At 71.3% G+C, this 23,727-nt stretch carries 19 protein-coding genes; 11 read left to right on the top strand and 8 right to left on the bottom strand.

The genetic code is table 11. From position 1 onward, the window contains the following. Nucleotides 1-3 precede the first annotated feature (3 nt). Complete coding sequence (locus AB0P18_RS00630; RefSeq protein ID WP_363358472.1) at nt 4-1,722, top strand: cytochrome b/b6 domain-containing protein; 1,719 nt, start codon at nt 4-6, stop codon at nt 1,720-1,722. On the opposite strand, the gene cofE is transcribed toward AB0P18_RS00630, so the two are convergent. Together cofE and AB0P18_RS00620 are read right to left on the bottom strand one after the other, a co-directional pair. Next, on the bottom strand, nt 1,709-2,473 hold the full coding sequence (gene cofE / locus AB0P18_RS00625) for a coenzyme F420-0:L-glutamate ligase (protein ID WP_363358471.1): 765 nt from the start codon (nt 2,471-2,473) through the stop codon (nt 1,709-1,711). The genes AB0P18_RS00630 and cofE overlap by 14 nt on opposite strands. A 10-nt stretch (nt 2,474-2,483) precedes the next feature. After that, the gene (locus AB0P18_RS00620; RefSeq protein WP_363358470.1) at nt 2,484-2,990 is read right to left on the bottom strand and encodes a GNAT family N-acetyltransferase; all 507 of its coding nucleotides are present in this window, start codon (nt 2,988-2,990) and stop codon (nt 2,484-2,486) included. Nucleotides 2,991-3,143: 153 nt separating this feature from the next. On the opposite strand from AB0P18_RS00620, the gene AB0P18_RS00615 reads away from it, so the two are divergent. After that, nucleotides 3,144-3,704 carry a thioesterase family protein gene (locus AB0P18_RS00615; RefSeq protein ID WP_363358469.1) on the top strand — a complete coding sequence of 187 codons (561 nt, stop codon included), beginning with the start codon at nt 3,144-3,146 and terminating at the stop codon, nt 3,702-3,704. A 19-nt stretch (nt 3,705-3,723) separates the two neighbouring features. Beyond that, nucleotides 3,724-4,986: a hypothetical protein gene (locus AB0P18_RS00610; RefSeq protein WP_344055912.1), complete on the top strand. Its 1,263-nt coding sequence runs from the start codon at nt 3,724-3,726 to the stop codon at nt 4,984-4,986. Here AB0P18_RS00610 and AB0P18_RS00605 read toward each other — a convergent pair. Genes AB0P18_RS00605 through AB0P18_RS00595 form a run of 3 tightly spaced genes read right to left on the bottom strand, consistent with a single transcriptional unit; the run spans nt 4,959 to nt 6,657 of the window. Next, nucleotides 4,959-5,474 carry a hypothetical protein gene (locus tag AB0P18_RS00605; protein WP_344055911.1) on the bottom strand — a complete coding sequence of 172 codons (516 nt, stop codon included), beginning with the start codon at nt 5,472-5,474 and terminating at the stop codon, nt 4,959-4,961. The two genes, AB0P18_RS00610 and AB0P18_RS00605, sit on opposite strands and share 28 nt — an antisense overlap. Beyond that, entirely contained in the window at nt 5,471-6,016 is a 546-nt protein-coding gene (locus tag AB0P18_RS00600; RefSeq protein WP_363358468.1) for a hypothetical protein, read from the bottom strand. Before AB0P18_RS00600 ends, AB0P18_RS00605 begins: the two co-directional genes overlap by 4 nt. Further along, nucleotides 6,013-6,657, bottom strand: coding sequence for a hypothetical protein (locus AB0P18_RS00595; RefSeq protein WP_363358467.1), 645 nt, complete (start codon nt 6,655-6,657; stop codon nt 6,013-6,015). The genes AB0P18_RS00600 and AB0P18_RS00595 overlap by 4 nt, the downstream gene beginning before the upstream one ends. A 147-nt stretch (nt 6,658-6,804) precedes the next feature. Here AB0P18_RS00595 and AB0P18_RS00590 point away from each other — a divergent pair, with 147 nt between their 5' ends. Next, nucleotides 6,805-7,392, top strand: coding sequence for a hypothetical protein (locus AB0P18_RS00590; protein ID WP_363358466.1), 588 nt, complete (start codon nt 6,805-6,807; stop codon nt 7,390-7,392). Nucleotides 7,393-7,399: 7 nt separating this feature from the next. On the opposite strand, the gene AB0P18_RS00585 is transcribed toward AB0P18_RS00590, so the two are convergent. Then, complete coding sequence (locus AB0P18_RS00585) at nt 7,400-8,287, bottom strand: LysR family transcriptional regulator (protein ID WP_344055907.1); 888 nt, start codon at nt 8,285-8,287, stop codon at nt 7,400-7,402. Between the two features lie 103 nt (nt 8,288-8,390). Here AB0P18_RS00585 and AB0P18_RS00580 point away from each other — a divergent pair, with 103 nt between their 5' ends. The 4 genes from AB0P18_RS00580 (at nt 8,391) to AB0P18_RS00565 (ending at nt 13,889) form a co-directional block, all read left to right on the top strand. Further along, nucleotides 8,391-12,125 carry a bifunctional proline dehydrogenase/L-glutamate gamma-semialdehyde dehydrogenase gene (locus AB0P18_RS00580; protein ID WP_363358465.1) on the top strand — a complete coding sequence of 1,245 codons (3,735 nt, stop codon included), beginning with the start codon at nt 8,391-8,393 and terminating at the stop codon, nt 12,123-12,125. A 101-nt stretch (nt 12,126-12,226) separates the two neighbouring features. Continuing rightward, a complete protein-coding gene (locus AB0P18_RS00575) occupies nt 12,227-12,661 on the top strand; it encodes a hypothetical protein (protein ID WP_344055905.1) in 435 nt (144 codons plus the stop codon). After that, on the top strand, nt 12,661-12,888 hold the full coding sequence (locus AB0P18_RS00570; protein WP_363358464.1) for a helix-turn-helix transcriptional regulator: 228 nt from the start codon (nt 12,661-12,663) through the stop codon (nt 12,886-12,888). Before AB0P18_RS00575 ends, AB0P18_RS00570 begins: the two co-directional genes overlap by 1 nt. Next, complete coding sequence (locus AB0P18_RS00565) at nt 12,885-13,889, top strand: NAD(P)-dependent alcohol dehydrogenase (RefSeq protein WP_363358463.1); 1,005 nt, start codon at nt 12,885-12,887, stop codon at nt 13,887-13,889. The genes AB0P18_RS00570 and AB0P18_RS00565 overlap by 4 nt, the downstream gene beginning before the upstream one ends. A gap of 6 nt (nt 13,890-13,895) precedes the next feature. Here the strand turns inward: AB0P18_RS00565 and AB0P18_RS00560 are convergent, their stop codons facing one another. Continuing rightward, nucleotides 13,896-15,848: an MDR family MFS transporter gene (locus AB0P18_RS00560; protein ID WP_363358462.1), complete on the bottom strand. Its 1,953-nt coding sequence runs from the start codon at nt 15,846-15,848 to the stop codon at nt 13,896-13,898. A gap of 177 nt (nt 15,849-16,025) precedes the next feature. Between AB0P18_RS00560 and ddaH the strand changes: the two genes are divergently transcribed. From ddaH to AB0P18_RS00545, 3 genes are all read left to right on the top strand, one after another. Beyond that, nucleotides 16,026-16,916 carry a dimethylargininase gene (gene ddaH, locus AB0P18_RS00555; protein WP_363358461.1) on the top strand — a complete coding sequence of 297 codons (891 nt, stop codon included), beginning with the start codon at nt 16,026-16,028 and terminating at the stop codon, nt 16,914-16,916. Then, a complete protein-coding gene (rocD, locus tag AB0P18_RS00550) occupies nt 16,913-18,136 on the top strand; it encodes an ornithine--oxo-acid transaminase (protein WP_363358460.1) in 1,224 nt (407 codons plus the stop codon). Before ddaH ends, rocD begins: the two co-directional genes overlap by 4 nt. A 419-nt stretch (nt 18,137-18,555) precedes the next feature. Further along, a complete protein-coding gene (locus tag AB0P18_RS00545; RefSeq protein ID WP_363358459.1) occupies nt 18,556-22,065 on the top strand; it encodes a carbohydrate binding domain-containing protein in 3,510 nt (1,169 codons plus the stop codon). A 60-nt stretch (nt 22,066-22,125) separates the two neighbouring features. On the opposite strand, the gene AB0P18_RS00540 is transcribed toward AB0P18_RS00545, so the two are convergent. After that, a complete protein-coding gene (locus tag AB0P18_RS00540) occupies nt 22,126-23,703 on the bottom strand; it encodes a molybdopterin-dependent oxidoreductase (protein WP_363358458.1) in 1,578 nt (525 codons plus the stop codon). Nucleotides 23,704-23,727 lie beyond the last annotated feature (24 nt).

The raw sequence follows: 23,727 nt of genomic DNA, 5'->3' as shown, positions 1-23,727 counted from the left end.
CCGGTGGCGACGTACGGGCAGACCCTGCGGCGCGGGTTGCCGCGCACCCCGGGCGGGCAGCCGTGGCCCGCGGATGCCGCATCTCCGCTCGTCGCATCTCCCGAGATGCCCGCCGCCGAGGCGCCCGCCGCTGACGCGCACGGCACGGGCGTCGTCCCCTCGGCGCTTCCGACCGCCGTGCCCGCGGATATCGCGGCCGGGGCCCTGACGCCGGATGCGGTCCGTGTGGACGGGGATCGGCATCCGATCGCGCCCGCGTCGGCCGCCGCGGCCGGTGGTGCCCGGACGATCCGCCGCGGCCTGCCGCGCGTGCCGGGCGGGGAGCCCTGGCCCCCGGCATCCGCTGTCGTCGCCTCGGCGGAGCCTGCCGCCGCGCCCGTTCATCCGTCACCCGTGAACGCCGACGCCCCTGAAATCCGTGCACAGGTGACGGACGAACCCCGAGCGACCGCGCCCGCCGCGGCCGCGCCCGCCGCGGCGGCGCCGAGCACGGACGGTGCGCGCCCGCTCCGGCGCGGGCTGCCCCGCACGGTGGGCGGTGACCCGTGGCCGCCCGCCGGGTTCGCGCCGGAGCAGCGCGCGGAAGTGACAGCACCGGTCGCCTCCGCGCCGCCTACCCGGCACGACGCGACACCTTCGCACCCGGCCTCCGATGCCGACGTGGCAGTACCGGTCGCCTCCGCGCCGCCGACCGGGCACGAGGTCACACTTTCGCGGGCGGATGCCGCCACCGATCTGTCGGTGCCTCTGCCGTTCACGCGCACGGTGTACCCGGGCAGAGCCGCGCGCACCCGCCCCGCACCGCGCCCCGAACCTGCGCGGATCGGCCCGTTCACGAGACTCCAGTGGGCGGGGGCCGTGATCGTGGGCGGGGCCGGGCTGCTGTTCGCGGCGGGGATGGCCGTGGTCGCGGTGCGGTTCCTGCTGAGCCTGGAGCCGTTCCAGGACTTCCTGACCACCTATCCGGGCGAGTACGAGCTGCCCGAGGGGGCGCCGGTCGGGTTCCCGGCGTGGCTGGGGTGGCAGCACTTCTTCAACGTGTTCCTGATGGTGCTGATCATCCGCACCGGCCTGCAGGTGCGCCGCGAGAAGCGGCCGAGCGTGTTCTGGTCGCCGCGCGGCGCGAAGAAGCGCAAGATCAGCCTGAACCTGTGGTTCCACCAGGCGCTGGATCTGCTGTGGGTCACGAACGGCGTGATCTTCATCGTCCTGCTGTTCACCACCGGGCAGTGGATGCGGATCGTCCCGACCAGCTGGGAGGTGTTCCCGAACGCGATCAGCGCAGCGCTGCAGTACGTGTCATTGGACTGGCCGACCGAGAACGGCTGGGTGAACTACAACTCACTGCAGCAGCTGGCGTACTTCGCGACCGTCTTCCTCGCCGCGCCGCTCGCGATCGCAACCGGTGTGCGCATGTCGGGGATCTGGCCCAAGAACGCGACCGCGCTGAACAAGGCGTACCCGGTCGAGTGGGCCCGGAAGATCCACTTCCCGGTGATGCTGTACTTCGTCGCGTTCATCATCGTGCACGTCGCACTCGTCTTCGCCACCGGGGCCCTGCGCAACCTCAACCACATGTACGCCGCGCAGGACGCGGTCAACTGGGTCGGGTTCTGGATCTTCGCCGCGTCCATGGTCGTGATCGCCGCCGGGTGGATCGCCGCGCGGCCGCTCGTCCTCGCCCCGATCGCGCGACTCTTCGGGACCGTCAGCGGCCGGTGACGGATGCCGCACCCGCGGCGAACCCGTCGGCGTAGGCCTCGTCCGCCCCGCGGCGGAACATGTCGCGCTCGGGATCCCGGACGATCGAGCGGGCCCCGGGCAGGTCGAGGTCGCCGACCAGATCCGCTCTGCCCCGCACCACCGCGACGGGCAGTCGGGTCGCCTTGCCCTTCACGAGATCGGTCGCGGCGGCCAGCTCGTCGGCGACGCACGGCATCGTGACGACCAGGGGCCGGCCCTCGGCATCCGTCGCACCGCGCAGGTCCTCGAAGACGTGGACGCCCGCCGCGCCGATCGCGGCGTCGGTCTGCCCCTCGCGCCACGCCCGACCGAGGGTGTCCGAGACGATCACGCCCACCCGCACGCCGAGACGGGCGCGCAGCCCGGTGGCGATCTCCCGCGCCGATGCATCGGGGTCGACCGGCAGGAGCAAGACGGTGCCCTGCGGGGTGTTGGACGCATCCACACCGGCGGCGGCGGCGACGATCCCGAGCTTGTTCTCCACGATCCTCGTCGTGTGACCGCTCTCGGACGTGCGGGATGCGACGACCCTGACCGTTTCCGCCGTGATCGCGTCCTCGCGGTCGTCCGCGGCGATCATGCGGCCTTCGGCCTTCGAGACGATCTTGGAGGTGACCACCAGGATGTCGCCGTCCGCGAGCGTGTCGCCGGCGGCGTCCGCGATCAGCGCGACGAGATCCGACTGCGCGGTGACCTCGGGGATGCCGCGCAGCGGCCAGATCTGCAGCACCGAGACCGTGTCAGCGGACGAACCGCACCTCGGTGAGCGTCTCGCCGAGGAAAGGCTCGGTGTGCGCGGCACCGTCGAGGCTGAACCCGTTGCGGGAGTAGAAGCGGTGCGCGCGAGGGTTGTCCTCGGCGACCCAGAGGTACACCTCTTCGTCGGAGCCGACGACGGCGTCGAACAGACGCTGACCGATGCCGGTGCCGTGCCACGCGTCGAGCAAATAGATGAAGTACAGCTCGCGGAAGCGCGGGGCGTCCTTGTCGCGGGCGGGGCCGGAGCCGGCGAAGCCGACGATCTCACCGTCGGCGAGCGCGGCGAACATTTTGAAGTCGGGACCCTGTGATGCCCAGTGGGTCCACAGCTCGGCCATCCGGCGCGGCGAGATCTTCTCGAGCGCCGCCTTGCTGATCAGGTGGTCGTACGTCTCGTGCCAGCAGGTCGCGTGTACGCGGCCGAGGGCTTCAGCATCGACGTCTCGCACTGGACGGACGACGATGTCGGTCTGCAGTTCGGCTTCCATGGGGCTGACTCTACGCTCGGCTCTGCGGCGGCCAAAATCGGCGCCGGCGCTTGACAATCGGGGTGTCGCGAACGGCGGATGCCGCCTCCGAAGCATGTCGGAATCCGACAACGGAATCGCCCGAGCGGTCGTCGATGGCTACCATCGCTCCTCGTGAACGTGATCTGGCGGACCCTGCTGACGATCTGGCGCGCGAAGATCCAGCTGCGCCGCAAGGGCACCCTCCCCCCGACGGCCGTGGGGCGCGTGTCGGTGCGGACGCTTCCGACCGACATCGACCTGCTCGGGCACATGAACAACGGCCGCTACGGGTCGCTGTTCGACCTCGGCCGCTTCGACCTGCTGATCCGCACGGGTATCTGGGACGTGTTCAGCCGCCAGGGCTGGTACGCGGTCGTGGCCAGCGAGACCATCACGTTCCGCAAGTCGCTGCAGCTGTGGCAGCGCTTCACGGTCGAGTCGCGCCTGCTCGGGCACGACGACAAGTCGGCGTACCTGATGCACCGCGCCGTCGTGGACGGCGAGGTGTACGCCGAGATGATCGTGCGCGCGCGCTTCCTGCGGCGCTCGGGCGGGATCGTGCCGCATGAGGAGCTGTTCCAGGAGTTGCACCGCCCCGACAACCTCCCCGAGCTCGCCCCGTGGGTCGTCGAGTGGGCGGCGGCGTCGGCCCTGCCGTCGACGCGGGTTCCGGCGCCGAGCACCTGGCAGTAGGCCCCGGTAGCGTGGACGCGTGATCGCCGTCCTGCGCCTGGCCGGCCGGCTGCTGTGGCGGCACTGGCCCGCCCTTCTCGCGCTCTACCTCGCGGGCACGCTCGGTCGGTACCTCGCGATCCAGATCGCCGGTTTCGTCGGTGCGTACAGCGCGATCGGCGGTGCGCTGCTCTTCCCCCTCGCGATCCTCGCGCGTCTGGTCGCCCTCGTCGCGATGCTCCTGGTGCTCAGGGACGGCATGGTCGCCCTCGGCGCGATCGCGCCGGTGCCGGTCGATCGGGCCGGGCGGCGCCGGGCGTTCGTCGATGCGCTCATGGCCGGCATCCTGCCCTTCGTGGCGTTCTACGCCGCATGGGGCTATCTGAAAGAGGATGCCGCCGCCTACTTCGCGCGCCTCCTCGACGTGAACACCGGGCTGATCGCCGACGAGATCTTCGGCGGTCGGGAGCGGGCCGGTGACGCGGCGGTCGGGGAGTTGAGCCTCGGCCCGATCACGATCGCGATCATCGTCGCCGCCTTCGCCGGGCGCTGGCTGTGGAAGCGCCATCGCGCGCGACTGCCCCGGGCGTTCGCGGTCGCCGCGGTGTATCTCGAGATCCTGTGGGTCTATCTGTCGGTGACCCTGATCGCGGACGCGCTCGGGATCGTGACCGGCTGGGTGCAGACCCGGCAGGGCATCGTCTGGCTCGCGGAGGCGCGCGCGTGGGTCGCCGATCAGCTCGTGCCGATCGCGTGGATCTGGGACGGCGTGGAGTGGCTCCTCGGCGAGGTCGGAGGCATCGTCCTGCTGCCGATCGCGTGGCTCACGATCGCCGGCGTCATCTACGGGCAGGCGGTCGCGCCGCAGAGCGCGCAGCTCGGCGGTGCGGTCTACACCCGTGCCCGCGCCCGCCTGGACACGCTGCCGGGCAGACTGCGCGCGCGCCTGAAGGACATCTGGTCGGACCTGATCGCCCGCTTCCAGCCGATCGGGCGCGCGATCCTGCTCATGTGGCGCGCCGGACCGGTGCTGATCGGGTCGTACGTCCTGCTGTTCACCGTGCTGCTGTCGCTGGATGCCGCGCTCGAGCTCGGGATCTCCCGCGTCGTCGGCCCGAACGAGCTCGCGTCGTTCTGGATGGTCAACGCGCCGCTGATCTTCCTCGCGGTGCCGCTCGTGATCGAGCCGCTGCGGGTCGTTCTGGTCGCCGGTGCATACGACGCGGTGATCGCGCGGCTGGCGCCCGCCGCGGCGAGCGACGAGGCGGCGCCGGTTCAGGGCGAGACGATCAGCCGCACGTAGTTCGGATACTCCGCAGCGGTCTCGAGGTCGACCGTGAAAGGACCCTCCGCATCGGCCGGGACGATGTAGGCGAGGGTCAGCGAGTAGCGGATCGGGAGCGCGGAGTCGCACGAGGATCGACGCTCGGGGTCGTAGGGCAGATCGAGCTCGAGTGACGCCTCGTTCCACTGACGCTGAGTCCCGCCGATCTCGCGCAGGACGGGCGGGGAGCACGCGATGGGCTCGGCACCGGGATCCACCAGGACACGGGCCATGACGACCTTCGTGCCGGGGGGAGCCGAGGACTCGTCTTCGACGCCCGCACGGGCCGGGCCCACGGTCGCGCCGGCGTAGACCGTCGAGTCGCCGCTGTGCACCGTGACGGGTCTGGTGGCATGCCCCGCGTCGAACTCGGACCACTCGTTCACCGCGACGACTCCGGCCGTGAGCGGCAGCAGGACCGCCACCGCGCCGAGCGCGACCGCATTGCGCCGCCACCAGCCGGTCATCGGGCGCTCCAGACGGTCGGATCGAGCTCGACGTCGGCGGCGGGCTCGACGGTGCCGAGGTCGACGTTCACCGCGATGAGGGAGTCCAGACGCGGGTCGGTGGTCTCTCCGAATCGCAGCGTGGCATCGCCGCCGGTGACGTCGTCGGCGAGCTCGAAGGCGACGCTCCCGGACTGCGGAACCCCCACCGAGAGCGATTGACCCAGGAACGACTCCGGCCGCTCGCTGGCGCGGTAGGTTCGGCCGTCCACCTCGAGGGTCGCCAGGGCGAGGAGGCACCCCTTCTCCGAGACCACGGCTTCGGCATCCAGGTCGACGACGACCCAGTTGCCCTCCGCTCTCCACTCGCCCGCACGAACATCACTCGCGCGCGTCACGTCCGTGACGGTGATCGCGATGTTGCGCCCGACCGCGCGCTCGCCGACGGCCGCGGCCACGACGAACGGCTCCTCCTCGGCGTCCGGCGCGGGAGTGATCGCCGCGACGCCCCACGCCGCGGCGACGAGTCCCGCGCCCGCCGCCCAGGCGAGGACGCGCCTCATGCCCCCGCCCCCACGTCCTCGATGACGACCGTCGTGGTCGCCGCGGGCACCGGATCCGTCCACCACTGCCCACTGGTCACGAACGACCCCGTGTACAGCGTGAGATCGTTCAGCGTCACCGTGAGGTTCTGGTCGGCGTCGAACCGATCGGCATCGACGGCCCACGTCACGACGATCTGCGCGGGGACACCGGGCTGGAGCCACGGTCCCACCGTCGCATCGTCCAGGCGAGCCGTCGAGTCGGGTCCGGCGCTCAGCCCCTCGATCGTGAAGGACTTCGCCACGCTCGTGCCCGGGCTCGTCGGCAGCGGCTGCGTCCATTCGTTCTCGACCGTCACCACGAGCGCGAGGACCCGCTGGCCGTCCTCGACGTAGACGCCGGCATCCGGGAATTCGTCGATCAGCACCGCCCGCTCGACCTGGATCGACAGCTGGGCGTTGCGGTGCGTCGCACCGTCGGCGAGCACCGCGGGCTCGTGCTCCGCGGCGGTCGCGAGTCCCCCGAAAGCGGCGGTCGCAGCGAGGAAGAGTCCTGTTCCGATCGCCGCGAACCAGCGGGTGGGCACCCGATCGGATGCCGCGCGCAACCATCCGAAGCGCGTCCGAGCGCGCGTCACCGGGCTCTGGTCGGGGGGCGTCACCACTTCACCCTACGAAACGTCGTCCTGTCGGCGTACCCCACGGCGCCCGACCGCGCAAGCGGATGGCGCGGCGCGCGCAGGTGCGGTTGCCTTCGGAGGTGCGGTCGTCCCACCCGGGCGATCCCGAAACCTCGAAGGAGTGACCTCATGGACACTGCCACCCTCATCTGGATCGTCATCGCGGTGATCGTCGTCGCGATCATCGTCGTGATCGCGATCATGGCTTCGCGGCGTGCGTCGGCGAAGCGGCTCGAAGCCCAACACTCGAAGGCGGAGGAGCTGCGCGCGGACGCGCGGCAGACCGAGCTCGCCGCGCGCGAGCGCGAAGCGCAGGCCGCCCAGGCGCGGGCCGATGCGGCGACCGCCGCTGCGGAGGCGGAGCAGGCGAAGGCCCGTGCCGCTCAGGCCGGCATCGAGGCGGAGCGCGCCTCGGCCACGATCGGCGAGCACAGCTCGGACGCCGAGCGGCTGCGGGCCGAGCAGGCCGAGAAGCTGCGCAAGGCCGACGAGCTCGACCCGCAGGTCCGCACCGAGCGGGCGGATGCCCGACAGGGCGATGCGCGTCACGCGGACGCCGACGGCGACGGCATCCGGGACGACCGGGAGGGCGACGTCACGCAGGGCTACGTGCCCGCGCCGCGACGCAGTGCCGGGGACGTCCCAGCCGCGCGAGACGGTGTGTCGGGGGACCCCGACGCGGTGCGGGCAGCGCGGGAGCAGCGCCCGCCGGCCTGACCTGCGGTCACACCGGCCGGGCGGCGAACGCGTCGCGCAGCGCCGCCCGCACCGCCCGGATGCCGACCCTCGACGCCGAGGAGGCGCGGGCGGCGCTGAAGATCTCGCGAACCGGCTGACCGGGCAGGTCGACGAGTCGCACCGGCGGATCGATGTCGGTCCACACCAGATCCGGCAGGACTCCGACCGCCCGGCCCGCGGCGATCAGGCGCACGGCGGCGGTGAGGTCGGCGATCTCGAAGCGCACGTCGGGCTCGAATCCCGCGGCGCGGCATTGCTGCACCGCCCACTGACGGGCGGCCGTTCCTGCGGGCTCCATGACCCAGGCGCGGTCGCGGAGGTCGGCGAGGGAGCGGGCGGAGTCCGCCGGTGGCAGGGCGAGCCGGATCGGATCGCTGCCGAGCACGTCGCGCTCGAGCCCGGCTCGATGCGCGCGGGTGTGCCCGGGATACTGCTCCGCGATCACCAGGTCGAATCCGCGGGCGGACAGTTCGAACAGACCCTCTTCCGGCGGCACCTCGGCGATCTCCACCCGCAGGCCCGGTTCGCGCTCGGCCAGCAGGGACAGCGCAGCCGGCAGCAGGGCGTGCGCCGCGGTCTGCAGCACCGCCACGCGCACCGGCGCGATGCCCGGCTGCAGGCTCTCCAGCTCGGCGCGGATCCGCTCTTCGAGCTCGAGCGCCCGCGCCGCGTGCGCGGCCAGCAGGATGCCGGCATCCGTCAACCGCACCCGACGACCGTCGGCGATCAGGAGCGCGACGCCCGCGTCCTTCTCCAGCTGCGCGAGCTGCTGCGAGATCGTCGAGGGGCTGTAGGAGAGCGCCTCGGCGACCGCGGCGAGCGTGCCGCGGAGCGAGAGTTCGTGCAGGAGACGGAGTCGTCGAAGTTCGAACACGGCACCCCCTCGGACCTCGCCTCGGCATTCATCGATGAGAGCGAACGGTACCGATCATAGATGGTTGCTTTTCTCGAACGTTCGGATGCCGCATGCTGGAGGCATGTCCGCCTCTTCGACTGCGCTCCCCGACACGTTGACCGATGAGGCGATCGACCTCGCCCGTCGCTGGGTCGCCGAGAGCGCGGGGGTGCAGGGCGACGCATCCGCGCAGCGCCTCGCCGGCGTGCTGAAGGACCCGGACGGGCTGCCCTTCACGATCGGCTTCGTGGACGGGGTGATGCGTCCGGAGAGCCTGTCCGCGGCGGCATCCAACCTCACGCGGGTCGCCCCGCTCGTGCCGAAGTTCCTGCCGTGGTACCTGCGTGGCGCCGTGCAGGTCGGCGGCGTCGTCGCCCCGGTGCTGCCCACACCGGTCGTGCCGATCGCGCGGCGCGTCCTGCGCGAGATGGTCGGGCATCTGGTGGTCGACGCCCGCCCGGACAAGCTCGGCCCCGCGATCGCGAAGATCCGCGAGAGCGGTGCGCGGCTCAACCTCAACCTGCTCGGCGAAGCGGTGCTCGGCGAGAAGGAGGCGCTGCGCCGGCTCGAGGGGATCCACGACCTCGTCCGCCGGCCCGACGTGGACTACGTCTCGGTCAAGGTCTCGGCGATCGCGAGCCACATCTCGATGTGGGCGTTCGACGACGTCGTCGAACGGGTTGTCACGCGACTGTTGCCGCTGTACCTCACGGCCGCGACCGACGGCACGTTCATCAACCTCGACATGGAGGAGTACCGCGACCTCGACCTCACGATCGCCGTCTTCACCCGACTGCTCGAGGACCCCCGCCTTCAGCAGCTCGAGGCGGGCATCGTGCTGCAGGCCTACCTGCCCGACGCCCTGCCCGCACTCGAGGAGCTCACCGCGTGGGCGCGCGTTCGCGTCGCCGCGGGCGGGGCGCGCATCAAGGTGCGCCTGGTGAAGGGCGCGAACCTCGCGATGGAGCGCGTGGACGCCGTGATGCACGACTGGGCGCTCGCGACGTACGACCGCAAGCTCGACTCGGACGCGAACTACGTGCGGTGCCTGCAGAGCGCGCTGGATCCCGCGCACACCGCCGCGGTGCGGATCGGCGTCGCCGGCCACAACCTCTTCGACATCGCGTACGCGTGGCTGCTCGCCGGTGAGCGCGGGGTGCGCGCCGACGTCGAGTTCGAGATGCTCCTGGGGATGGCGCAGGGGCAGGTCGAGGCCGTCGCGCGCGAGGTGGGACACGTGCTGCTGTACGTGCCGGTCGTCCGTCCGGATGAGTTCGACGTCGCGATCAGCTACCTCGTGCGGCGCCTCGAGGAGAACGCGTCGAGCGAGAACTTCCTCTCGGCGGCATTCGAGCTCGCCGACGACTCCTCTCTGTTCGACCGCGAGCGCGACCGCTTCACCGCCTCGATCGCCCGCGCAGCCGACCCGGCGCTGCCGACGGGGCCGAACCGTCGGCAGGACCGCATTGTCGATGGGGCGCCCCCGGCGCTGGTGCGGCCCGCGGACGGTGAAACGCCGGGGAGAAAAGCGCCCGTCGGGTCCCTCAGCGACGCGAATGGTGCGGATTCTCCCCAGGGTTTGACGCAGGCTGTTCTCGGCATCGCCCGCGGGTCGGCCGGCGAGGGCGACACCGTCCCGATCGAGCCGACGGCCGCCGAGCAGATGTTCGCCGGTGACGCCTACGTCGAGACCGCGGTGTTCGCCGTCCGGCAGGCCGATGACCACGCCGAGGGTGCCCCCGGATTCCGTAACGCCGCCGACACCGACCCCTCGCTTCCGGCGAACCGGGAGTGGAGCCGCGCCATTCTGCAGCGCATCGACTCCTCGACCGCCGGCGACGCGACGATCGCCGCGGCGCTCGTGAGCGATCCGGACGAGCTCGAGGTGATCATCGCCCGGGTCCGTGCCGCCGCCGAGCCCTGGGGACAGCGTCCCGCGGCCGACCGGGCGGCCGTGCTGCAGGCTGCCGCGCGAGCCCTGGAGGCGCGGCGCGGCGAGCTGATCGAGGTCGCGGCGTCGGAGACGGGCAAGGTCTTCGCCGAGGCGGATGTCGAAGTGAGCGAGGCGGTCGACTTCGCGAACTACTACGCCGCGACCGCGCGCGAGCTCGATCGGGTGAGCGGCGCGGTGTTCGTCCCGGCCAGGCTCACGGTCGTGACGCCGCCGTGGAACTTCCCCGTCGCGATCCCGGCGGGCGGCGTTCTCGCCGCCCTCGCCGCCGGGTCGGGTGTCGTGTTCAAGCCGGCGCCACAGGCCCGGCGGTGCGCCGCCGTGCTCGCCGAGGCGCTCTGGGAGGCCGGTGTGCCGCGCGATGTGCTCGCGCTCGTCGACCTCGACGAAGGCGCGCTCGGACGGCACCTCGTTTCGCACCCCGACGTGGACCGGGTGATCCTCACCGGCTCGTGGGAGACCGCCGCACTCTTCCGCTCTTGGCGTCCCGATCTGCCGCTGCTGGCCGAGACGAGCGGCAAGAATGCGATGATCGTGATGCCCTCCGCCGACCTCGATCTCGCCGCGGCCGACCTCGTCAAGAGCGCGTTCGGCCACGCCGGACAGAAGTGCTCCGCCGCCTCGCTCGCGATCCTCGTCGGGCCGGTCGCGCGCTCGCAGCGCTTCGCGCGACAGCTCGTGGATGCCGCGACCTCGCTGCGCGTCGGGCCGCCGACCGATCCGACCGCCGAGGTCGGGCCCGTGATCGAACCACCCCACGGCAAGCTCGCGTGGGCGCTCAGCACACTCGACGACGGCGAGAAATGGCTCGTCGAGCCGCGTCCGCTCGATTTCGGACGCGAGTACGAGGGCAGGTTCTTCAGCCCCGGCATCCGCACCGGCGTGCGCCCCGGATCCCGGTTCCACCGCGAGGAGTTCTTCGGCCCGGTGCTCGGCGTGATGCACGCGCACTCGCTCGCGCACGCGATCGAGCTGCAGAACGCCGTCGCATACGGGCTCACCGCGGGTCTGTACACCCAGAACCCCGACGATCTGGAGGTGTGGCTGGACGAGGTGCAGGCCGGCAATCTCTATGTCAATCGTGGGATCACCGGCGCGATCGTGCAGCGGCAGCCGTTCGGCGGGTGGAAGCGCTCCTCGGTCGGCGCCGGCACGAAGGCCGGTGGTCCGAACTATCTCGTCGGTCTCGGCGCGTGGCGACCGTCCGCGGGGGGTGCCGCCTCGACGACGCTGCACCTGCGCGGGCTCGACTCGCGCATCACGACGCTGATCGAGGCGGCGCAGCCGTCGCTGGACTACGAGGCGTTCGAGTGGCTGCGGCGTGGAGCGCTGTCGGACGCGCTCGCGTGGGACCGCGAGTTCGGGCAGGTGCGGGACGTGTCGCGCCTCGGCGTCGAGCGGAACCTGTTCCGTTACCGCCCCGTCGAGGTCGCGGTGCGCGCCACGAAGGACGCGTCGTGGCAGGCCCTGCTGCGGGTCGTGGTGGCCGGCATCCGGGCGGGGTCGTCCTTCACGCTCAGCGCGCCGGTGGGTCTTCCCGCGTCCGTTCGCCGTGCGCTCGGTGACGAAGGGGTCGCGGTGTTCGTCGAGTCGGACGAGGAATGGCTCCAGCGCATGACCGCGACCGGTGAGGGGGCCGGCCCCCGTCCGCCGCGTGCCCGACTCGTCGGCGCGCCGGACTCCGTCGCCGAGCTGCACCGCGCGCTCGCCGACGCCGTGGCGGGCGACCCCGATCTCGCCGTGTACTCGAACGAGGTCACGACCGCCGGCCGCGTCGAGCTCCTGCCGTTCCTGCACGAGCAGTCGATCACGATCACCGCGCATCGCTTCGGCAACCCCGATCCCTGGAGCGCCTCCGTCATCTGAACTCGCCGACCGTGGGCTCGCGCCCGATGTAAAGAAAGTTTGACACGCACGACTCGCGTCGCGTACCGTGATGTCAAACATTCTAGACATCGGGGGATGCCGTGGGGTACGAGGAACGCAATACCTGGGTCGGCCTGGTCGGCAGCGTGATCGCGATGGCGGTCTACACGATCGCCGTCCTGCAGCAGGCCGACGGCGGGCCGCTGACGGAGGTCGTCTGGTGGCCGATCATGCTGTGGACGATCGGCATCGGCGTCGTCGTGATGATCGTGAGCAGCATCCTGTGGGGGATCGTCGCGGGCATGCGCGACCCCGAGGGCGCGACCCGCTCCGATCTGCGTGACCGGGACATCTCGCGGATGGGGAGCCGGGTCGGTCAGGCGTTCCTGGCGATCGCGGGTGTCGGGGTGATCGTGCTCTGCGCGATCGGGGCCGACCGGTTCTGGATCGCCAACACGATGTTCTTCGGCTTCGCCCTGTCGGCGTTCGTCGGCGGGCTCGCCAGCGTGATCGCCTACCGGCGGGGACTCGTCTGATGGTCAAGCCGACACGGGTCACGAACCGCATCCGGGCACTGCGGGAAGCCGCGGGGATCACGCAGGCCGAGCTCGCCCGCCGCATCGGCGTGACGCGCCAGACCGTCATCGCGATCGAGCAGGAGCGCTATTCGCCCACGCTCGAGCTCGCGTTCCAGATCGCCCGCGTCTTCGGGGCCGGCCTCGACGACGTCTTCCAGTACCCCACCGAAGGAGAATCCGCATGAGCACGTATACCGCCACGACGAAGACCATGACCGCCTGGCGCCAACATCGGTACGGCGGCGCGGACGCCGTCGCCGCCGAGACCGTGCCGGTGCCGGTTCCCCGCGCCGATGAGGTCCTCGTCCGGGTCGACGCCGTCTCGATCAACTCCGGCGACATCCACCTCATGCAGGGCGAACCCCGCCTCGTCCGGCTCTTCCTCGGCCTGCGCCGCCCCCGCGTCGCCGGTCGGGGGATGGACCTGGCCGGCACCGTCGTCGCGCTCGGCGCGGATGTGACCGGGTTGCGGGTCGGCGACCGCGTGGTCGGCGCGCACCAGGACACGCTCGCCGAGTTCGTCGCGGTCCCGCAGAAGCGGCTGTCGGCGATCCCCGCCGAGGTGTCGACGACGGATGCCGCAGCCCTGCCGATCGCGGGCAACACGGCACTGACCGTCCTGGACCGGTGCGGGGTCGGCAAGGACTCGCGGGTGCTCGTGGTCGGCGCCGGCGGGGGCGTGGGGACGTTCACGGTGCAGCTGGCCGCGGCCCTCGGCGCCGAGGTCTGGGCGACGTGCGGGGCACGGGCGGAGGAGACCCTCCGTCGGCTCGGCGCGGCCCGGACGTTCGACTACCGCACGACCGACCTCGCCGATCTGCCCGCCGACCACTTCGACGTCGTCGTGGACATCGCGGGCCTGCCGCCCCTCACGCTCTTGCGTGGACTCCTCCGCCGCGGCGGGAAGGTCGCGCTCGTCGGCGGCGACGGCGGTCGCGTCCTCGGCCCGGTCGGTCGCATCCTCCGGTCCCTCTTCGTCGGGCGGCCCGGCCGCCGCTTCGTCCCGATCACGGCGGTGACGAAGACGCCCGTCACCGAGCGACTGCTCGCGGAGGCGGCATCCGGTCGCCTCACGCCGGTGATCGAGCGCACGTTCGCGTTCCAGGACGCGAGCGCCGCGCTCGCCCACGTCGAAGCCGGTCGCACGGTCGGCAAGGTCCTCGTGCGCGGGGCGCACGCGGGTTGACCGACCCTACGGCTGGACGAGCACCCCGGCGGTGTCGGCGGCCTTCGTCGCCCGGACCAGCTCGTCCTCCCGCGCGTCGTCCGCCGCCTCCTGAAGTGCGGACTTGGCGCGCAGCGGCGGCGTGCGGAAGAACAGCGACAGGATGAACGCCACGATCACGACCCACATCGCGACGCGGTACACCAGCACCGCCGAAGCGTTGAAGGCGATGAGGATCGGCGCGGTCAGCGCGGGAGCCGCGCCCGTGAGGAACGACGTGTCGTCCAGCGCCGCGGAGTCCATCTCGCTCGTGCCGCCGCCCGAGGCGAATCGGTCCTCGATCACGGGGACGGCCGATTCCACGTAGGCCGTGCGCGCGGCGTCGTCGGAGAAGTCGAGCGTCACCGTGCCGTCTTCGGAGATCTGCGCGACCGGGATCTGCTGCTCGAGCTGGCTCGCGGGCACGCCCTGCGCGAGGGCGTCCTCGATCTGGGTGGTCGTGGCGGTCGTGAGCTGTGCGACGATCGGCGCGTAGATCTGGTCCATGATCGCGGCGTTCTCGGGGGCCTCGGCGACCGCCGGGTCCAGCGCCGCATCCAGAGCCGTCGTGAGCGTCTCGGTGTCGGCGAACGAGGTCTGCACGTTCGCGGGCAGCACGGTGAACAGCAGCGAGAGCAGCACCGCGGTGCCGAGCGTCCCGCCGATCTGCCGGAAGAACGTCGATGAGCTCGTCGCGACGCCCATATCGCGGATGCCGACCGAGTTCTGGCTCGCGATCGTGAGGGTCTGCATGAGCTGGCCGAGTCCGAGACCGATGAGCAGCATCCCACCGGCGATGTACCAGTACGAGGTGTCGTACTGCAGGAAGGTCAGGGCGAAGAAACCGAGGGAGAGCAGCGCCGTGCCGAGGATCGGGAACATGCGGTACCGCCCGGTGCGGGCGATGATCTGTCCGGATCCGATCGAGGCGATCATGAGGCCGAGGATCATCGGCAGCATCTGCAGACCGCTCTCGGTCGGCGTCGCGCCCGTGACGAGCTGCAGGTAGAGGGGCAGGGTCAGCATCGCGCCGAACATGCCGAAGCCGATGAAGACGCCGATCACGGTCGCCATCGAGAACGTCGAGGAGCGGAAGAGCTTCAGGGGGATCAGCGCGTCGTCCTTCATGAGAACCTCCGCGATCACGAAGCCGATCACACCGAGGATGCCGACCACGTAGCACGTGATCGCGAGGGGCGACCCCCATCCCCACTCCCGGCCGAGTTCGGCGACGAGCAGCAGCGGGACGAGTGCGATCACGACGAGCGAGGCGCCCCACCAGTCGATCCGCACGGAGTGCGCGGGATGGCGGGGGATGTGCAGGAAGCGCAGCACGATGCCGAGCGCGACGAGGCCGATCGGGACGTTGATGAGGAAGACCCAGCGCCAGCCCGCGATCCAGAGGATCTGGTCGGCTCCGGCGAACAGGCCGCCCACGAGCGGGCCGATCACGCTCGAGATGCCGAAGACCGCGAGGAAGTAGCCCTGATACTTCGCGCGCTCGCGCGGCGCGAGGATGTCGCCCATGATCGCGAGCGGCATCGACATCAGGCCGCCGGCGCCGAGGCCCTGTATCGCGCGGAACGCGGCCAGCTCGATCATCGAGGTGGAGAAGCTCGCCAGGAGCGAGCCGATCATGAACACGACGATCGCGAAGATGAACAGCGGGCGCCGGCCGAAGATGTCCGAGAGCTTGCCGTAGATGGGTGTGGAGATCGTGGAGACGATCAGGTAGGCCGTCGTGACCCACGCCTGCTGGCTCAACCCGTTCAGGTCGTCGCCGATCGTCCGGATCGCCGTGCCGACGACCGTCTGGTCCAGCGCGGAGAGGAACATCCCGGCCATCAGGCCGAATATGACGAACATGATCATGCGGTGCGTCATCACCGGTTCCGCGCCGCGGGTGCGGATGCGGCCGGTGGCCGTCGTAGCGTCAGACATCGAGACCTCGGAGCGAGAAGAGGAGCACTCAGCGACGACGGTAGTTGTCGCAGGTCAACTACCTTAGCGCGGATATCGCTGTGCGAGAATGAAATCGGCGTGCCCGAGTCGCCGGCTTCCGCAGCTCCGCCGGGCCCCGAGGACAGCGTCCGCCGCCCCTCTGCACAGGAGCTCATCATGACGCAGAACATCGCGCCGGCATCCACCACCGCCGGCACCACCGCCCGCACCGCGCACCACCGCCGCTACCTGATGTGCCGCCCCGAGCACTTCACGGTGAGCTACACGATCAACCCGTGGATGGAGCCGGCCAACCCGACGGACACGGCGCGCGCCGTCCGGCAGTGGCAAGACCTGTACGACACGTACATCGCGCTCGGCCACGAGATCGAATTGATCGACCCCGTCGAGGGGCTGCCGGACATGGTCTACACCGCGAACGGCGGGTTCCTGATCGACGGGATCGCCTACGGGCCGAAGTTCCGCTTCGCCGAGCGCGCCGGGGAGGCCGGTCCCTTCATCGACTGGTTCCGGGCGGCGGGTTTCGACACCCGTGAGCCGGTCGAGGTCAACGAGGGCGAGGGCGATTTCCTCCTCGTCGGCGACGTGATCCTCGCCGGCACCGGCTTCCGCTCCACCGGAGACAGCCACCGCGAGGTGGGCGAGGTCTTCGGCCGCGAGGTCATCTCGCTCACGCTCACCGACCCCCGGTTCTATCACCTGGACACGGCGATCGCGGTGCTCGATCCGATCGAGGGCATCGAGAACGGCGGACCCGAGCGGGCCAACATCGCCTATCTGCCGTCGGCGTTCGACGAGGCGAGCCAGGCGATCCTCGCCACGCGCTACCCCGATGCGATCCACGTGTCGGATGAGGACGGCGCGGTGTTCGGGCTCAACTCCGCCAGCGACGGCTACAACGTCATCATCTCGCCGCGCGCGAAGGGCTTCGAGGCGCAGCTGCGCGAGCGCGGCTACAACCCGATCATGGTCGATCTGTCCGAACTCCTCCTCGGCGGCGGCGGCATCAAGTGCTGCACGCTCGAGCTGCGCGGGGCCCGGGCATGACGACCCCGCAGGTTCTCGACGCGAACTCGGCGGCGATCATCGCCGCCGAGGACGAGCACGTCGCGCACAACTACCACCCGCTGCCCGTCGTGATCGCCTCCGGGGAAGGTGCATGGGTGACCGACGTCGAGGGTCGGCGCTACCTCGACCTGCTCGCGGCCTATTCCGCCGTGAACTTCGGCCACTCCCACCCGGCCATCCTCGCCGCGGCGCGCGAGCAGCTGGGCCGCATCACCCTCACGAGCCGGGCGTTCCACAACGATCGGCTCGGCGTGTTCGCCGCCGCGCTGGCCGAGCTGTGCGGCAAGGACCTCGTGCTGCCGATGAACACCGGCGCCGAGGCGGTCGAGACCGGCATCAAAGTGGCCCGCGCGTGGGGCTACCGCGTGAAGGGCATTGCCGATGATCGCGCGACGGTGATCGTGGCGGGAGGCAACTTCCACGGTCGCACGACGACGATCGTGGGCTTCAGTGACGACCCGCAGGCGCGCGACGGCTTCGGGCCGTACGCCCCGGGCTTCGTGACGGTGCCCTACGCGGATGCCGCAGCCCTCGAGGCAGCGATCGACGAGAACACGGCAGCGGTGCTGCTGGAGCCGATCCAGGGAGAGGCCGGGGTCGTCATCCCGCCGGCGGGGTACCTGCGCGCCGTCCGCGAGATCACTTCCCGGCACGGCGTGCTCATGATCGCCGACGAGATCCAGTCCGGGCTCGGCAGGGTGGGCGAGACGTTCGCGTGCGACCGTGAGGGCGTGGTTCCCGATGTGTACCTCCTCGGCAAGGCGCTCGGCGGCGGCATCCTGCCCGTCTCCGCCGTGGTGGCGAACCGCGACGTGCTCGGCGTGATCCGGCCGGGCGAGCACGGGTCGACGTTCGGCGGCAATCCCCTGGCGGCGGCCGTCGGGACGCGGGTCGTGGAGATGCTCGCGACCGGAGAGTTCCAGCGACGCGCCGCGGCGCTCGGCGAGCATCTTGAGGCCAAGCTCACCGAGCTCGTCGGAGACGGCGTGACCGGCATCCGTGTCGCCGGCCTCTGGGCGGGTGTGGACATCGACCCGGCCCGCGGCACGGGGCGGGAGATCGCCGAGAAGCTGCTTGCGCGTGGGGTGCTGGTCAAGGACACGCATGGACAGACGATCCGCATCGCGCCGCCGCTCGTGATCCGCGGCACCGAGCTGGACTGGGCGGTCGAGCAGCTCCGGGTGGTTCTCGCCGGCTGATCGCCCCGGCGGCCCGGCCCGCCGGCCCGCCCGGGCGGCCCGGCCGCCGGCCCGCCCGTTCGGCCTGCGCCGCACCGCCGAGGGCCGTCCGCTCGCCCGGACACTCGGCCTGCGCCGCGCCGGCTGGCCCGTTCACCCGCCCGCCCTCCGTCCGGCCTGCGCCGCCCGCCCTCCGTCCGGCCTGCGCCGCCCGGCGCCGCGCCGTCCGCGCGGCCGCTCACCCGTGCCGAAAGACTGCTGAGAGTGACGGGCGGGGCGGTTCAGGGCCGCCCGCGGCGACAGCTGCCCCACTCAGCCGTCTTTGGGCACCGCTCGCCGGGGAGATGGCCGTTGACAGGGCCGCGAAGCGCGCACTAATCTGTGAGAGCGCTCTCTGGGAGCGCTCTCACGCGTTCGCACCGAAGACGAGGAAGTCTGTCTTGACCCGACCACACCCCAGCCGCCGGGCCATCGCCGCGGCGACCTTTGCGGCTCTCGCCGCGACAGCGCTCGTTCCCACCGCGGCCGCGGCCGCTGAGGAGACCGTGACGACCCTGTACGACTTCGAGGACGGCACGACCTCGCACATCCAGTGGGGTGCCGCCGGCGCCGGGGTGCAGTCCGTGGCCGACTCGGGCGTCGGCTCGTGGTCGGATTCGGTGCCGAACGCGAACGTGCTCTCCTACGGCTTCGACCTCACCGCCGACCCGTTCTACGGAGGAATCGGCTTCGAGTACACGGGCGGGCAGCCCGCGCAGGACTGGAGCGCGTACGACGGCGTGCAGTTCTGGATGTACAGCGACGGCAGCGCCTCGTCGGTGCAGGTCGAGCTTCTCGATGCGGTCACGGCCGACTCCACGGTCCACGACCGCTGGGACGTCGTGGTGCCGCTCGGCCCCGCGGGCTGGAACCTCGTGAAGCTCCCGTTCGCGAGCTTCGGGTACGCCACCGATTACCAGGACGGAGGGGCGCCGAACGACGGCACTCTCGACCTCGACTTCGTCCGCGGACTCCTCTTCCCGGCGAACGCGGGCAAGGCCGTCGTCAAGCTCGACGAGATCGGCCTCTATGCCGGCACGGTCGTCGCTCCCTCGGTCGGCGTCACGACGACCGCCCTCGACGTGGTCGAGGGCTCCGACGCGGTGATCCCCGTGCGCCTGTCAACCGCGCCGACGAGCGACGTGACCGTCGACTTCACGACGGCCGACGGCACGGCGGTCGCCGGAACCGACTACACCGCGACCAGCGGCACCCTCACGTTCGCCGCCGGCGTGCGCGACGCGCAGATCGTCGTCCCGACGACGGCGAACGAGACCGTGGACGGCAACCGCACGTTCACCGTCGCGCTCTCCGGTGCGGCCGGCGCCACGGTCGGCGCTGCCGCGACGACCGTCACCGTGCGCGACGACGATTCCGCGCCGGCCGGCGCGATCGGCGTGCTGACCGATACGGTCGAGGACTTCGAGGCGGAGCTGGTGCTGGGGGATCCGGCGGCGGTGCCGCCGGTGGGGTGGTTCGCGGCGCAGGGTGCGGGCAACGTGCCGTCGTTCGAGCGGGTGGCGGATGCCGGTCGTCCGGGTGCGGCGGACGGCAACGACGCGCTGGCGCTGGGTTTCGATACGTCGTCGTGGGCGGTCGTGATCGACAACTTCACCACGGACGGGTCCACGTGGGTGCCGCAGGACTGGTCGGCGTACCGGGGTGTCGGGTTCTGGATGCGCGGGTCGAACTCGGGTGCTCCGATGTTCGTGGACGTGCTGGACAACCGCACGCCCGGTTCGACGGTCGATGACGCGGAGCGGATGTCGGTGCGGTTCACGGATGACTTCACCGGGTGGAGGTTCGTGGAGTTCCCGTTCTCGGACTTCACGCGCAAGAACATCGGCAACGGCGCCCCGGACGACGGGTTCACGCTGACGGAGGTCCACGGCATCGGCATCGGTGTCGAGCAGACCTCCACCCCCGTCCAGCCCGACCTCCTCATCGACGACATCACCCTCGTCGGTCAGGCGGACACCAACCGGCCGCTCATGATCAACACCGCCCGGGCGATCTTCACGGTCGCGGAAGGGGATGACGCCGAGGTGCTCGTGCGCCTGACCCGTGCCGCGGACCAGGACGTCACGGTGGCGTACCGCACCGAAGAAGCGGTCGACCGCACGTCCACCGAGGACCCGCCGGCCACGCCCGACGTGGACTACGTGAGCACGAGCGGCACCCTCACGATCCCTGCGGGCTCCCGAGACGGTGTCATCACGGTCCCGACGCTCGCCGACGGCAAGGCGGAGGTGGATGAGACCTTCCTCGTGCGGCTCTCCGACCCCGTGGGCGCCGAGCTGAACCCGCTCGCGGTGGCTCGGGTCAGCATCCAGGACAGCGATGCACCGTTGCCGGGCCTGCTCGACGACTTCGAGAACGGCACCGCGGGCCTGGACCCGATCGGCGACGCCGCGCTGTCCACGCGCCTCGTGGCGGCATCCGACGACGACGCGTACGAGGGGCAGGACCTCTTCGAGAACGTGCTCGACATCGACGGCACCGGCGGATACGCCCGCAGCTTCGCCCAGCCGCAGGACTGGAGCGCACACGAGGGGATCGGCTTCTGGTACGACGGGCAGGGCGACGGCCGCGACGTGACGTTGCGCGTCCACGACACGACGCCGGTCGACGCGGGTCCTGAGGACTGGACGCTCGCGTGGTCGGATGAGTTCGACGCACCGGCCGGTACCCGGGCCGACTCCCGCTACTGGTCGTACGAGACCGGCGGCTGGGGCTGGGGCAACGACGAGTTGCAGTACTACAGCGACTCGACCGACAACGCGGCGCACGACGGCGAGGGGAACATGGTGATCACGACCCGCGCGGTCGAGGAGCCCGCGGCTTCGGGTCTTGAGTGCTGGTACGGACCGTGCGAATACACCTCGGCGCGCCTGATCACCGAGGGCAAGCTCGAGGTGCTGCACGGCCGCATGGAGGCGCGTGCGCAGATGCCGGACGGCGAAGCGGGCATCTGGCCGGCCATCTGGTCGCTGGGCAACGACTTCCGTGACGTCGGATGGCCGCGTACCGGCGAGATCGACATCATGGAGTACGTCGGCAAACTCCCCGAGGAGATCTTCGGCACGATCCACGGCCCCGGGTACAGCGGCGGCCAGGCCTACGGCGACACATACGACTTCGGTGAAGACCTGAGCAACGAGTGGCTGACGTTCGCGGTGGAGTGGGAAGAGGGCGAGATCCGCTGGTACGTGCAGCGCGACGGCGGCGAGGAGATCCTGTTCCACACCGCGACGCCCGAGGACATCGCGCCGAACGACTGGGTGTACGAGCACCCGTTCACCCTCCTGATGAACATGGCGGTCGGCGGCAACTTCGGCGGCCCGCTTGCGGACACCCTCACCTTTCCGCAACAGCTGAAGGTCGACTACGTACGCGTCTACCAGGCGCCACAGGAGACCGAGAAGTTCGAGGCGACGTTCACGGACGATGAGGCGGGATGGCGGTTCGTGCAGCTGCCGTTCGCCGACTTCGCGCGGTCGGCTCAGCAGCAGGAGGGCGCCGCGGACGACGGCTTCGGTCGCACGGCGGTGACCGGCTACGAGATCGAGGTCGCCGGTGCTCCGCTGCCGGACGCCACGAGCCTGTCGCTGTTCGCCGCGCCCGAGGGCGCGGTGAGCCTGGACAAGGTGCAGGTGCTCACCGAAGTCACCGACCCGACCACCGGCGGCGGTGGCGACGGTGACGGCGGCGGAGACGGGAACGGTGACGGGACCGGGACCGGTACGGGCTCCACCGGCGGCGCGTCCGGTGGTCAGGCCTCCGGCGGTGCGGGCGGTCTCGCGACGACGGGCGGAGTCGATGTGACACCGCTCGCGGGGCTCGCCCTGCTGCTCCTGGGACTGGGCGCCCTGCTCATGCGTCGCCGACGGAAGACTCGCGCCGAGCACTGACAGCGCCCGTGCGGCATCCGTTCTTCCGGGGACGGATGCCGCACCGCTGCGTGCGGCCGGTCAGGCGAAGACCGAGATGAAGCGCTCGTGCCAGCCGGTCGCGCCGTCGGGATCGACGCGCGAGACGTCGGCGGTCTGCACCTCACCCGTCGCGCTGACGGCCCGGCAGCGGATCAGGTGATCGCCGACGGTCGCCGTCCACGGGATGCTCCACTGCACCCACGTGTCGTTCGAGATCGCGGTGGCGAGCGTCGCCTGCTGCCACTCGCCCTCGTCGATCTGGACCTCGACCGCGGAGATGCCGACCTGCTGCTGCCACGCGACGCCGGCGATCACCGAGTCGCCCGCGCTCATGCCCTGCTGCTTCTTGGGGACGTCGATGCGCGACTGCAGCTTGATGGGTCCCCGCTCGGACCACCCGCGGGTCGTCCAGTACGCGGTGGCCTTGTCGAATCGCGTGACCTCGAGCTCGGTGACCCACTTCGTCGCCGAGACGTAGCCGTACAGACCCGGCACGACCATCCGCACGGGGAAGCCGTGCTCGGGCGGGAGCGGTTCACCGTTCATCCCGACCGCGAGGATCGCATTCCGCTCGTCCGTGAGCGCCTCGATCGGCGAACTCGCGGTGAAGCCGTCGATCGAGCGGGAGAGCACCATGTCGGCATCCGCCTGCGGCACGGCCCGGGCCAGGAGCTCGCGGATCGGGTACCCCAGCCACAGCGCGTTGCCGATCAGGTCGCCGCCGACGGGGTTCGACACGCAGGCGAGGGTCGTGTGGCTCTCTTCGAGCGGGAGCGCGAGCAGTTCGTCCCACGTGAGGGTCACTTCGTTCTCGACCATGCCGTGGATGCGCAGGCTCCACTCCGCCGGGTCGATCTGCGGCACGATCAGCGCGGTGTCGATCCGGTAGAACCGGTCGTTCGGGGTGACCACCGGGTCGAGCCCCGTGATGCCGAGCTCGGCACCTGCCGGGACGGGGGCTGCTGCGACGGCGGGCGTCGGCAGGGTGAGCGCTTCGCGCACCGCCGTCACCGCGCGCGAGCCCGCCCGCGCGACGCTCGAGCCGACGGTCGCGAGCACGCCGACCGCGGCGGTGCCTACGGTCCACAGCAGGAAGGTGCGACGGGATGCCGCCGCCGGGCGGACCGCCGTCTCCTCGGCATCCGATCCGACGTCCTCCGCCGGTGCGGTCGCGCGTTCGGGAAGACGGGCGATCAGCAGGTTCAGCGCGAGCGCCGAGGCCACGCCCGCGGAGAGCGAGGGGACCCAGTCGAGCTGGCCGGGGTTCGCGCGCGTCATGGCCGCGAGCACCCCGACACCGCCGAAGACGATCATGAGCGCGAGCCCGAACGGCGGACGCGCGCGTTCGATCAGCCCCGCGATCGCGGCGACGAGGACGAGCACGATGCTGATCCCGACGATGAGCGCGATCTTGTCGGCGGTGCCGAACAGGGCGATCGCCGTCTCCTTCGCCCACGCCGGTGCGAAGTCGATCAGGGCGGAGCCGATCACCGCGACCGGGCTCGCCGCCGGGGCGACGAACACGGCGACGATCTCGCCGACACCCGCGCCGAACAGGGCCGCGGCGATCCCCGCGACCGCCGCCGCGGCGGGAGAAGTCCTCGTTGCACGCGCCACGTCACGAGCCTACGACCGCGCGGG

Origin of the sequence: Microbacterium sp. NPDC064584 (assembly GCF_040687315.1) — a bacterium.
Lineage (GTDB): Bacteria > Actinomycetota > Actinomycetes > Actinomycetales > Microbacteriaceae > Microbacterium > Microbacterium lacus.
This window is presented reverse-complemented; position numbering and strand designations above follow the sequence as displayed.

Excerpts from the sequence above, each read along its gene's own strand:
- AB0P18_RS00565 (WP_363358463.1), top strand. The coding sequence starts at position 12,885 with ATGAGCACGTATACCGCCACGACGAAGACCATGACCGCCTGGCGCCAA.
- AB0P18_RS00620 (WP_363358470.1), bottom strand. The coding sequence starts at position 2,990 with ATGGAAGCCGAACTGCAGACCGACATCGTCGTCCGTCCAGTGCGAGAC.
- rocD (WP_363358460.1), top strand. The coding sequence starts at position 16,913 with ATGACGACCCCGCAGGTTCTCGACGCGAACTCGGCGGCGATCATCGCC.
- AB0P18_RS00605 (WP_344055911.1), bottom strand. The coding sequence starts at position 5,474 with ATGACCGGCTGGTGGCGGCGCAATGCGGTCGCGCTCGGCGCGGTGGCG.
- AB0P18_RS00560 (WP_363358462.1), bottom strand. The coding sequence starts at position 15,848 with ATGTCTGACGCTACGACGGCCACCGGCCGCATCCGCACCCGCGGCGCG.
- AB0P18_RS00580 (WP_363358465.1), top strand. The coding sequence starts at position 8,391 with ATGTCCGCCTCTTCGACTGCGCTCCCCGACACGTTGACCGATGAGGCG.
- AB0P18_RS00590 (WP_363358466.1), top strand. The coding sequence starts at position 6,805 with ATGGACACTGCCACCCTCATCTGGATCGTCATCGCGGTGATCGTCGTC.
- AB0P18_RS00600 (WP_363358468.1), bottom strand. The coding sequence starts at position 6,016 with ATGAGGCGCGTCCTCGCCTGGGCGGCGGGCGCGGGACTCGTCGCCGCG.
- AB0P18_RS00570 (WP_363358464.1), top strand. The coding sequence starts at position 12,661 with ATGGTCAAGCCGACACGGGTCACGAACCGCATCCGGGCACTGCGGGAA.
- ddaH (WP_363358461.1), top strand. The coding sequence starts at position 16,026 with ATGACGCAGAACATCGCGCCGGCATCCACCACCGCCGGCACCACCGCC.